This is a genomic window from Flavilitoribacter nigricans DSM 23189 = NBRC 102662 (genome assembly GCF_002646595.1).
Taxonomy (GTDB): Bacteria; Bacteroidota; Bacteroidia; order Chitinophagales; family Saprospiraceae; genus Flavilitoribacter; species Flavilitoribacter nigricans.
In genome coordinates, this window is sequence record NZ_PDUD01000037.1 from 38,492 (window position 1) to 51,145 (window position 12,654).

A 12,654-nucleotide genomic window follows, 5' to 3' on the forward strand; every position below is an offset into this window, starting at 1 on the left:
AAACCAGTTCCTCTTATCAGGACGCCCGGAGATGATAGAACCGGTGCCGCAAAAAAAAGTTCTAAGGGATCACTTGCAGGTATATATTTTCAAAATCTTTGGACGTCTGCAAAGTATCCGCAGTGGGTGGAGTAAAATCGCGATCTGGAATCATTGGGGAGGTGAAGGACCGCAAAGATGGCTGGTCCTGGCCGACGATAATATCCTGACTTAAATTTGGGTTGGGAAAAGCTGACTACTTTGGGCCCGGTACAAAGCCCAATCACTGCAGGGATCATGGAATAAAACGCCAAACCAGTTAATTTTGAAACCAAAAATCACCTTCAACCTCCCTCTGTCATTCCGAAAATGATTACCTTTTAATCTCGCATTTGAAATGCACTTTAAATTATGAGCAAGATCAATTACGTGAATAAATGGTTGGCGGTATGGGTACTAACGGTGTTAAGTGTGGGCGGTTTTGCCCAGGGAGATCTATTCGTACAACACCGGTTTTACCAGCTAAATGAGGAACAGGGACTGATCAACAATGTAGTCAATGATATCATTCAGGATACTTTAGGCCAGGTCTGGGTAGCTACCAATGAAGGCCTGTTTCGTTATCAGGGATTTGAGTTTCAGCAGTTCATTAAAAACCGGAAGAATCCCGATCTGCTGCACAACAATTTCATCGAGCGACTCTATCTGGACAAGCACAACAACGTCTGGCTGATGACGGATGATGGCGTCGGCAAATACAGTTATGAGGCCGATGTGATCCGCCGGTATCTACCCGATCAGATCCAGGGTAGGGTGAGTTCCATGGCGGTGGATGCGGAAGGGCACCTTTATTTCGGGAAGCACGACCCGAAAGGGATCATAAAAGTAGAGAACGAAAAGGTAGGTACGCTGGATCTGTACGACGCGAACACCGGCCTGGACTTTAGCCGATCCAGCATTGCCAAGATGGTGATCAGTGAAGGTCATTTATGGGCAGTGGTCAGTGGGTTGGGCGTGATCTGTCATGATCTCGAAAAAGGCACCATCGCATTTTTTACCGCTCAGGAAATTGCCGGTAAAGATCGCCTGAATTCATTTGATCTGTTGGCAGATGGCCCCAACAAGGTATGGCTGGCAACGGAATCAAGCGTTTTTGCACTCCAGGTAGATGAAAATTTTTCGAAGACGGTCGATAAAACCCTGGTGGATATCCTACCCGATGACGATTATCTGACCGTTTATCTGGACGATAATAAGAAGCTGTGGGTGGGCTCCCGGCAGCACGGTATGTTTTTGCTCGCCAAAGAGAACGGCGGCCCGTATCAATTGGCCCGGCATTTCGCTCCCGGTTTTGATGAATACAGCAATTCGTACCGCACCATTAGTAAGATCTACCGGCAGGAAAACGGCTACTTCTGGGTAGGCACTCATAACGGCGGGGTCAATGTGTTTAATCCGGGAGGAGAAACCGTACGTATGGTCACCAAACGCAATACCGATTCGGAATTTACCCTGAGCCACCAGAATGTGTGGGGTATCTGCGAATCGGGCGACGGGAAGATCTGGGTCGGTACCGATGGAAAGGGGATCAGCCTGCTGGATCCCTATACCGGAATAATTCGGAAAAACGCCATTCCCGAACTGGAAAATAAGGCTGTACTGAGTGTACTGGAGGATACGCAACAGCGCGTCTGGATCGGTACTTATGCCCACGGTATCTACATGTGGGATCAACAAAACGGGCAACTGGTGCAGTTTGCGAAGGACAACCCCAATTCGGAATTGCGGATCAATGACATTCGCTGCTTTTACGAAGACCGGAAGGGGCGGATCTATGTAGGCACTAACCGCGGCGGTCTATATTATTACGACGTCCCATCCCGCCGGATCCGGTTTATAGAAGAAGTCCCCGTTTTTGACATCCGGTCGATCGAGTCGGTGGAGGATGGAATATTGTGGCTGGGCACCTTCGGGGATGGCCTGCAAAAATACAATGTGCCGCAACGAAGGATCATGCCTTCTGTCTGGCAGGAAGACCCGGTGCACGCCAATGATGTCGTCTACGATATCCATAATGAATCCGGCCGGCTTTGGGTAGGTACCCGCCATAACGGACTGGTAGTATTTGATGCAACGACCGAACAATTTGTAGCCGTGCCCGCCCTGGACGATCTGGTCGGTCGTATATTATCCGGCGTACAAATGGATGGGGACCGGAACGTTTGGGTGACCACGAATACCGGTGTTGTATTGTACGATCGGGAAAGCGATGAACTCCGGGAATTTGGAGCGGAAGACGGCTTCCAGATGGGGCATTTCAATAACGGTTCTATCTTCTATTCTCCCGGAGGAGGTTATATGGCGGTGGGCGGCATCCATGGTATGAATCTTTTCTATCCGGAAGAACTAAAGATGGAAAAGCAGCCGACCAATATCATTCTAAACCAGTTAAAGATATCCGACCGGGTGGTAACTCCCGAAAACTCCCGGGTCTTCCCCCCGAAGCAAAGTATTTTTCTGACCGACGAGATCCATCTTACCTACGCGGACAATACCTTCTCCATCCAGTATGCGCTGGCGGGTTTTAACCGGCAAAATGAGCAGGATTTCCTCTTTATGCTGGAGGGATACGAAGATAACTGGCAGCGTGGCGCCACCTCGAACCTGGCCATTTACCGCAATGTCCCTCCGGGAAACTATCGTTTCAGAGTGAGAAGTGAGCAATACAATGCGGAGCAGTCCCTGGCCATTTCCATTAGTCCACCATTCTGGAAATCCTGGCCGGCCTATGTACTCTACGCACTGATCGTGGGTTTCCTGATCTGGCGCTGGAACCAGTTCAGCAACAGTAGGGTAGTGCTGAAACAGAAGTTGCAGTTTGAGCAGGAGATGCGCGAAAAAGAACAGGAATTGCGGGAAAAGGACCAGGAGATCATGCAGGAGAAGCTGCGTTTTTACACCAATTTTTCCCACGAGCTTAAAACGCCGCTGACCCTCATCCAGGGCCCCGTGAATGATCTGATGAAAACCGTTGAGGACCCACAGCAGCAAAAGTATCTGAAACTGGTTCGAAAGAACACGGGGGTAATCCTGAAATTCATTCGGAGAATGCTGGAGTTCCGGAAGTTTGAACTGAACAAGAATGTACTGAATGTGGGCTGCCACGATCTGAGGATCCTCGCCCAGGAGGAAGCGGAGAGTTTTAGTTATCTGGCTAAAGATCAGGAGATCAGGTTCGGATTTTATTGTTCGAGCGAGGTCGAAGCCTGGGTGGATCTGGAAAAGATCCAGATCGTCATCAATAACCTCTTGTCCAACGCTTTTAAATTTACGCCGAAAGGCAAACAGGTCCATTTCGGTGTATTCGAGGAGGGCAACGACCTCGTTATTGAGGTAAAAGACGAAGGAGTAGGCATCCGGGCGGATGAAGTCAAAAATATTTTCACGCCGTTCTTTCAGGCCAGCAATTCCTACAGCACGGGCGGAACGGGGATCGGATTGACGTTTTGCAAGAGCATCGTAGAATTGCACATGGGCACGATAGAGCTGAAAAGTGAGGAAGGGAAAGGGACCAGTGTGCTGGTGCGCATCCCGAAGGATAAGGCAAAATTTGCGGAAAAAGATTATGTGCGCTACATCCACGCCAACGAAAAGGAACTGATCCTCATCAATGATTTTGGCTCACTGGAAGAATCCGAAACGGAACCGAAAGATGGCGAAAAGGTACTGCTGATCGTGGACGATAATAAGGATATCACCGCCTATGTGAAAACGCTTTTTGAAAACGAGTTTAGGGTGTTGATTGCTCACAATGGCAATGATGCCTACGAACTGGCGGCGGACCAGACGCCGGATCTGATCATTTCGGACATGATGATGCCCGGAATGAACGGACAGGAATTTTGCAAAAAGATCAAATCCACCATGTCTACCAGTCACGTTCCGGTGATCATGCTTACCGCCAAGGACAACAAGCAGGATAAGATCGATAGCTATGGCGTTGGCGCCGATGACTACATCACCAAACCCTTTGCATCCGATCTGTTGATCGCCCGGGTGAACAACCTGCTGAAAAGCCGGGAGATGCTGGAGTTGCACTACGAAACGAATGAATTGATCGATCCGGAAAGCGATCAAAACCCACGGGAAGTAGAATTCGTGCTCCACGCCGAATCGGTCATACTGAGCATGTTGGAGCATACGGAGTTTGACATCCCCATGCTGTGTAGAGAACTGGGCATGAGCCGCAGTGCCCTTTACCGGAAAATCAAATCGCTGACGGGCCTGTCCATTCAGATCTTTATCAAAAAAATAAGAATAAAACGGGCGGCGCAGTTGTTGCTGTCCGAAGATATGGCCGTTTCCGAAATCGCCTTTTCCCTCAATTTTTCGGACCTGAAATATTTCCGGAAGTGTTTTAAAGAACAATTTAAAATGACCCCGTCCGAGTATAAGGCTCACCATGGCTCCAAACCCGGGGATGTAAAGATCGAAGTAGATTCTATCTGATTTTTTAGGCACTGGTCTTTTCAGCATGATCCGGGCGGGCGCTGGAAAGACCAAACTTGGATTATTTCGCCCCTTTTCCCGCTCCGGCCCCTAAAATAGGGGCTTCAGCGCCCAAATGATCACTCATTCCCCCCTTTTAGGTCACTCATCCCCTCTACCATTTCTGCATTTCGACCTTACTTTGACCTACATTTTTTATCGATCTGACACGATTAGAGAAGTCTAATACCAGAATGATGGAAGTGTGGATGCCGACACCGGTATCCAGGAAGTATTGTAAGATTTAAAGTTCGTTGCCGTGCACTTTTTTAAAAGTGTACGGCAATGGAAACCTTCAACAAATTTTAGAACCAGAAATGATGGGATGCATGACAACGAAGCAGGCAGGGTTGCCGCATCGTAGCTTTTGTATAAAAGTGATGTGGTTGCTACTAATCTTTGCCCCTTTTCTCCACTTAGACCTTCAGGCCAATAATAGGTTGCCCGGCGTACCTGTGGAAGTGCGCACGATTACCGGAGTGGTTAAGGATAATGCCGGTATACCGCTTATTGGCGCAACCGTCCTGGTAAAGGATACCCAGAAAGGAACGATCACGGATGTTGACGGAGAGTTCAGTCTCGATATCGAGGAAGGCGATGAAACGCTGGTGATCTCGTACATCGGATATGAGCCCCAGGAAATTTCCGTGGGTAACAAATCCGTTTTTACGATCATTTTGAATGAAAGTGCGGAGGCCCTGGAAGAAGTAGTCGTGGTGGGTTTCGGTACGCAGAAAAAAGAGAGTATGGTCAGCTCCATTACGGCCATCTCCCCGGAAGAGATCAAAGGACCTACCAGCAACCTGACCACCATGATGGCCGGTCGGGTTTCCGGCATGATCGCCTTCCAGCGCAGTGGCGAGCCCGGTGCGGATAATTCGGACTTCTTCATCCGCGGTCTTGGCTCCTTCGGTTCCGGAAAGGTAAATCCGCTGATCCTGATCGATGGTATTGAGTCGACCACCACTGATATGGCCCGTCTGCAGCCCGATGATATCAGTAGCTTTTCGGTATTGAAAGATGCCGCGGCATCGGCGGTATACGGTGCTCGCGGGGCCAACGGCGTAGTGCTGATCGCCACCAAAATGGGCCGCGCCGGAAAGACGGCTTTCCACCTGCGCTCCGAAACCAGCGTCTCCTCGAATACGCAAAACTTCAATTTTGCGGACAACATCACCTATATGCATCTGGCCAATGAGGCGGCCCTGACCCGGAACCCAAACGCCGTGTTACCCTACAGCCAGAATAAGATCGAAAGAACCGCAGCCGGGGATGATCCCCTGTTCTATCCCAATAATAACTGGATCGACGAACTGGTCAAGGATTATTCGGTAAACTACCGCAACAATCTGAGTGCCAGTGGGGGAGGGGAGAAGGTGACCTATCACCTTTCCGGTACCTACAACGTGGATAACGGTGTACTGGACGTAGAAGGCATCAATGATTTTAATAACAATGTCAAGCTCCAGAATTATTCCATCCGCTCCAATATCGCACTGAACCTGACGCCCACTACGAAAGCTACCGTCCGGGTATACGGCCAGTTTGACGACTACAACGGCCCCATCGGTGGCGGTGGGCGCATCTTTAACCTGGCACTGTGGTCCAATCCGGTTAAATTCCCCAAAGTTTATCCGGCCGAATACCTGCCGTTCATCAACCACCCGCTATTCGGCGGTGCACCCACCGGGTTCGGCAGCCAGTCACTGTTGATCAATCCCTACGCGGAGATGGTACGGGGCTATCAGACCAGAAAAGCTTCCACCATTGGATCGCAGATCCAGCTGGAACAGGACCTGAGCTTTATCACCGAAGGCCTGAGCGTTCGTTCCATGGGCTATATCCGAAGGTACTCGTTTTACGATGTATCCCGGCAGTACAATCCGTTTTACTACAATGGGCAGATCAACCCGATCGACAATAGCCTGGCGCTACAGGTGCTGAATGACGGTTCGCAGGGTAGTCTGGGCGTAACCGGCCAGGAGTATCTGGATTATAATGAAGGCGACAAACTGCTCGACTCCCGGATCTACAATGAGACGGCCATCAACTACAACCGTACTTTCGGTGGCGTACACGCGGTATCCGGGATGCTCCTGAACCTCGTATCGAGCTTTGAGACCGGTAACTCGGGAGATGTGCAAAGTTCACTGCCCAACCGGAACCACGGTATCTCCGGCCGCTTCACCTACGGCTACGATGATCGCTACATCATGGAATTCAACTTCGGCTACAACGGTTCGGAGCGATTCGCTCTGGGCAACCGTTACGGCTTCTTCCCGTCCTTCGGACTGGCCTACCGCGTTTCGAATGAAAAATACTGGGCGCCGCTGAGAAATGTCGTTTCCGACCTGAAACTTCGCGCCACCCACGGTTTCGTGGGCAACGACCAGATCGGTAATATCTACGATCGCTTCTTCTACCTGTCTAATATCAACCTGAACGATGCCAACTACGGCGCCCGCTTCGGGGAGAACTTCGGCTACTACAGGAACGGGGTGTACATCTCCCGCTATTCCAATAACAATATCGGCTGGGAACGATCCGAACAGACCAACCTCGGGATGGATCTGGAATTGTTCAACTCCCTCAGTGTCGTCGTCGACTTCTTCAAGCAGACGCGCGATAAGATCCTGCAGCCGCGAACGAATATCGGCTCAACGGCCGGTTTTACCGCCACGCCGGCCACCAACTTCGGTAAGGTGGAAAGCCGCGGCTTTGACGGCACGCTCCAGTTCAATAAAAGCTTTAACCGTAACTTCTACACCCAGCTTAGAGGCAATTTCACCTATGCGACCAGCGAGATCCTGGAATACGACGAAGTGGCCTATCCGGACAACCTGGCTTACCGTTCCCTGATCGGTCACAATATCAGCCAGACCTTCGGGTTCATTGCCGAACGCCTCTTCATCGACTACGAAGAGACGGCCAATGCGCCTTTACAGATAGGTGAGTATACCGGCGGAGATATCAAGTATCGCGACGTCAACGGAGACGGCGTGATCAACGGCAACGACATGATCCCGATCGGGCATCCTACGGTTCCGGAGATCGTCTATGGTTTCGGGGGAACGATCGGTTATAAAAACTTCGATTTCAACATTTTCTTTCAGGGAGTAGCCCGTACTTCGATCTTCATCAATCCGGAAAACATTGCTCCCTTCGTACTGAACGGGCCCTACCAGAATGGCCTGTTGAATGTCATTGCGAACGACTACTGGTCCGAGTCCAACCGGGATTCCTACGCCTTCTGGCCGCGTTTGAGTGATCAATTTGTCGAGAACAACAATCAGGTATCCACCTGGTGGATGCGGGACGGCGCTTTTCTGCGACTGAAATCGATCGAGGCCGGATATAATCTACCGGAAAGCGCAGCTTCCCGGATCGGTATCAGTGCCCTCCGGCTGTACTTCAGCGCGAATAACCTGGCCGTGTGGAGCAAATTCAAGTTATGGGATCCGGAGATGGGCGGCAACGGCCTGGGATATCCCGTACAGGCGGTCTACAACTTTGGCCTGAGTGCTGATTTTTAACCACTGCAACACAAGCGAAGACCATTATGAAAAATATAAAATTCCAAAGGAGATTCCAATTACCACTACGGGCATTCGGTTCGGCCTTTATGATCTTTGGCCTACTGCTCCTGTCATCCTGTGAAGACAGCTTCCTGGATGTCGTGCCGGATAACGTAGCCACCGTCGATCAGGCCTTTTCCCTGAGAAATGAAGCGGAGAAGTACCTGTTTACCTGCTATTCCTACCTTCCTAAAAATGGAGACGGACTGTATAATATTGCGATGCTGTCCGGAGATGAACTCTGGATACCGCCGCAGGATCTGGCGCTCAATAGTTTTGCCTTTGACGTAGCCCGTGGGCTTCAGCGAAGTTTTGATACTTACATGGATGTCTGGGAAGGTCGCTGGCAGGGGGGCGGTCCGAATGACCTGTATCCTTTATTCGACGGTATCAGACATTGCAACATTTTTCTGGAAAATATCGAGGATCGTGGGAAAGTGCCCGATCTGCAGGAAGCCGAACGCCTCCGCTGGATCGCCGAGGCCAAATTCCTGAAGGCTTATTATCACTTCTATCTGATGCGGATGTACGGCCCGATCCCCATTATGCGGGAGAGTATTCCCATCGATGCGCCGGAAAGTGAACTGTTCGTCGCCAGGGAACCGGTTGATGATGTGGTGGACTACATCGTGCAATTACTGGATGAAGCCACACCAAATTTACCGCAGATCATCACCGACAGCCAGAACGAACTTGGTCGCATCACCAAATCCATTTCTACGGGATTAAAAGCCGATGTATTGTTGACGGCCGCGAGCCCCCTATTCAACGGTAATTCGGATATGTCCGGCTTTACCACCCGGGAAGGCGTACCGTTTTTTGATACCGGCGAAAGTACCGAGAAATGGCAGCGTGCGGCCGATGCCGCAAAGACGGCCATAGAAACGGCAGAAGCGAGTGGCCACGAGTTGTATACGTTCAGCGGCGGTGCCTTCGCCCTGAGTCCAAAGACGAACACCAAGTTGTCGATCTCCCAGGCGCTGGCGGACCGCACGAGCAAAGAAGTGATCTGGCGCAACACCCAGAGCCTGACCTGGTGGTTGCAACTCCAGTGCGCATGGCCCATCAACTCGGCGCAACCGGATTGGACCGCCCAGAAAATACTGGCTCCGACCCTGAAAATGGCCCGCTTGTTCTACACCAAGAACGGCGTACCGATCGAGGAGGATAAAACACTGGATTTCTCGGATATTGACGAAGTACAAACGGCCGAGGAAGCGGATAATCTGGACATCGCGGAAGGTTACCGGACGGCCAGATTGAATTTCGATCGCGAGCCGAGGTTCTACGCGGATCTCGCTTTTGATGGCGCTATTTACTATCTCGAAAGTAGTGGGGCCAATGAAAAACTGTACCACCTCCGGTCAAAGTTTAAAGACTACGCCGGCAGCAATGACGTCTTCCATTACAATGTTACCGGGTACTACCTTAAAAAGCTCATCGACTACAGATACAACTACACCAGCTTTCATTCCTACCGGGAATACGCCTGGCCCGAAATGCGCCTGACGGAGTTGTATCTCGCTTACGCCGAGGCACTCAACGAGGCCCAGGGGCCCGTAGAAGAAGTATTCACTTATCTGGATAAGGTGAGAGCGCGAGCCGGTCTGGAGGGGGTGAAAGCGTCCTGGGATGCTTATTCCACCAATCCTTCCAAATACACCACAAAAGACGGTTTGAGAAAGATCATCCAGCAGGAGCGGGGGATCGAGCTGGCCTTCGAAGGCAAACGCTACTGGGACATCAGACGCTGGAAATTAGCCGCCAAGGAATTGAACGAGCCGGTACAGGGATGGAATATCTACGGAGAGAATGAAGAAAGCTATTACCAGGTAACGACCATTTTCCGGCAGCGTTTTGCTTCACCACGAGATTATTTCTGGCCGATCAGTGAGTATACAAGATTACAGAACCCCAACCTTGTACAAAATCCGGGCTGGTAATTCAAAACATCAAACATCATGAAAAGGGTACTTTATTTAAATATAGCAATCTGGTTATCGGCCGCCTTACTGTTCGTCGCCTGCGAAGCCGAAGAAGGTCCGGTGCCTTTGGAAAGCAATTCCAATCCGCCGGGACAGCTGACGAATATTCAGGTGGAGAATCTGAAAGGTAAGGTACGGCTGAGGTATACTTTGCCGGAAGATGAAGACCTACTCTACGTCAGGGCGAATTACACCCTCGAAAATGGCGAAACAGTTGAGGTAAAATCTTCTTTCTACAACAACTTCATGCTGTTGGAAGGGTTTCGGGGCGAACAGGATGTGCCGGTGCAATTACGTACGGTAAATCGCAGTGAAGTGGCATCAGAACCGGTAGAGATCTCGGTGAATCCGCTGCTGGCCCCCATTTTTGATGTCTTTTCCACGCTAAAAGTGGAAACGGATTTCGGAGGCGTGCGCATTACCGCTACGAATGAGGACAAAGATGACGTTTCCATCCTGGTGATGAACCGGAATGATCTGGGCGACTGGGAACCGCTACCCAACAGTATCTATACATCCAGTCTGGACATTAACCAGAGTATTAGAGGGTACGATACCACCGCAGTCGATTTTGCGATAACCATCAGAGATCGTTGGCTGAATACTACCGATACCTTATTTACTACCCTCAAGCCTTTATACGAAACGTTGATCCCCACTTCCGGATACCGCCCCGTCCGGTTACTGAATGATCAGCCTCCCTATCCCGAAAACCGGGTGGAATACCTCTGGGACGGTCAGTTCTTCTGGCCAAACGTCTGGTTGACCCTGAGGTCAGATCCCAGCCAGGACCACACCGTAACGGTGGATATGGGTACTACGGCCAAGTTGAGCCGGATAAAAATGTGGCAATACCCGGAATGGGTCGGCGGCGTGCAGACCTACTATTATCTGGGTGCCATGAAGGAATTCAGGATTTGGGGAACCAACGAAACACCGGACCCATCCGGTTCCTTCGATGGATGGACTTTGCTGGGAGAGTATGAGGTCACCAAACCCTCCGGCCTCCCTTACGGCCAACAGAGTAATGAAGACGTACTATCGGCAACCGCGGGCGAGGATTTCGAAATACCGTTTGATGCGCCTCCCGTCCGCTATATCCGGGTTCAGAACCTGGAGAATTTCGCCGGACAGGAGTCATTGGCTATTGCTGAGATGCTTATGTATGGTGCGCCGAAGTAGGGCGACGGTTGATGGTTGAGGGTCGACGGTTGACGGTTACCTCTTCAACTGAAGATTACCACCGTCTACCGTCCACCTTCGACCGTCTACCATCGACCGTCCACCATCCACCATCAAAAAAAAACAATGAAAAAATACAACATAATCAACTCCTGCTTTTTCTTCCTGGCCACCCTGCTCCTGGTAGGTGGCTGTACCAAAGAAAGTGATTACTACGACCTATTCACGCAGGGTGGTGAGATCACCTATACGGGTAAGATCGATTCTGTGGAAATCCGGTCCGGTAAAAACCGGGTCAGTGTTCATGGGTTGTTGAACTCGGATCCCAAAGTTAGACAGTTGAGAGTCTACTGGGATTTGAGACGAGATTCCATCGTGGTCCCTATTGTGCGAACGGCCGGAGTGGACACGGTATCGGTCCTGATTGAAGATCTGGAAGAGAACATCTACAATTTTGAGCTTTTGACCTTCGATGGAGTCGGCAATCGCTCGGTATCTCAATTTGTAACGGCGGAAGTATACGGAGAACGTTACGCTAACTCGATCTTCAACCGGCCATTGATCGATAATGTACTGGTGGGGAATAACCTCACGGTCAATTTTGCCTCCATGGACTTAAGTTCGGGGGTGATCGGTTCCGAGTTGCTGTATACCTCCGTTTCTGGGGAACAGAAAACTGTATATGTGCCCATCCAGGATGCCAGTGTCCAGATCACCGATTTTATGCTAGGGTCCTCTTATGAACTTCGTACCGCTTACTTACCGGAAAGAAACGCGATCGATACCTTTTACACTGGTTACCTCTCGGTCAAGCCGGTCGGGGTGCCGGCCTTAGGGAACGCTGCTTCGCCTTTCATGGCTGCCGAAAATGCCGGTAGATGGGGCATCCTGGCGGAACCCTGGATTACCAACGAGCCGATCAAGAACCACGGCGGTTTCGGCGGCTGGGATGGAGGATGTTGCGACCGGCCGGCAAATACCTTCAATGTCGAATCCGGCTGGGGATCGCCGGAGATCGTAAATGGTAAGATTTACCAGACCGTTACCGCAGATGCCGGCACCTATCTGTTGAAGGTCAATGTCTACGAAACCAACTTCAGCAGCGGTGATGATCAGGCTATCGCCTATCTCGCCATTGCTACCGGAAACGGTTTGCCGGACGTGGAGGAGATCCCTACCAGCCCAGCTGTTTTGGGATCGAAAAGAATTACCGGTGCCGGCGTGAATATCGTCGAGTTTACCGTAGCGGAAGATGGTACCGAAATCTCAATTGGAGAAGTGACGACCCAGTTGGGGAACTATTACTGTGTAATCACCTCCTTTGAGTTGGCGATCAAGTAATAGCTGAACATTCACCGATGATAAGAAGACTTGGAGAAAGGGAG

Annotated in this window: 5 protein-coding genes; all 5 read left to right on the forward strand. The window is 50.7% G+C overall.

The window, feature by feature from the left end; all coding sequences use genetic code 11:
- Nucleotides 1-390 precede the first annotated feature (390 nt).
- The 5 genes from CRP01_RS30470 (at nucleotide 391) to CRP01_RS30490 (ending at nucleotide 12,610) form a co-directional block, all read left to right on the forward strand.
- Nucleotides 391-4,488 carry a hybrid sensor histidine kinase/response regulator transcription factor gene (locus CRP01_RS30470; protein ID WP_099153856.1) on the forward strand — a complete coding sequence of 1,366 codons (4,098 nt, stop codon included), beginning with the start codon at nucleotides 391-393 and terminating at the stop codon, nucleotides 4,486-4,488.
- 419 nt (nucleotides 4,489-4,907) lie between these two features.
- Nucleotides 4,908-8,060, forward strand: coding sequence for a SusC/RagA family TonB-linked outer membrane protein (locus tag CRP01_RS30475; RefSeq protein ID WP_099153857.1), 3,153 nt, complete (start codon nucleotides 4,908-4,910; stop codon nucleotides 8,058-8,060).
- 26 nt (nucleotides 8,061-8,086) lie between these two features.
- Nucleotides 8,087-10,045, forward strand: a complete 1,959-nt coding sequence (locus tag CRP01_RS30480) for a RagB/SusD family nutrient uptake outer membrane protein (RefSeq protein ID WP_099153858.1) — start codon at nucleotides 8,087-8,089, stop codon at nucleotides 10,043-10,045.
- 18 nt (nucleotides 10,046-10,063) lie between these two features.
- Nucleotides 10,064-11,269 (forward strand): DUF5000 domain-containing lipoprotein, encoded by a 1,206-nt coding sequence (locus CRP01_RS30485; protein ID WP_099153859.1) that lies wholly within the window; start codon nucleotides 10,064-10,066, stop codon nucleotides 11,267-11,269.
- Between the two features lie 126 nt (nucleotides 11,270-11,395).
- Nucleotides 11,396-12,610: a DUF4998 domain-containing protein gene (locus tag CRP01_RS30490; RefSeq protein WP_099153860.1), complete on the forward strand. Its 1,215-nt coding sequence runs from the start codon at nucleotides 11,396-11,398 to the stop codon at nucleotides 12,608-12,610.
- Nucleotides 12,611-12,654 lie beyond the last annotated feature (44 nt).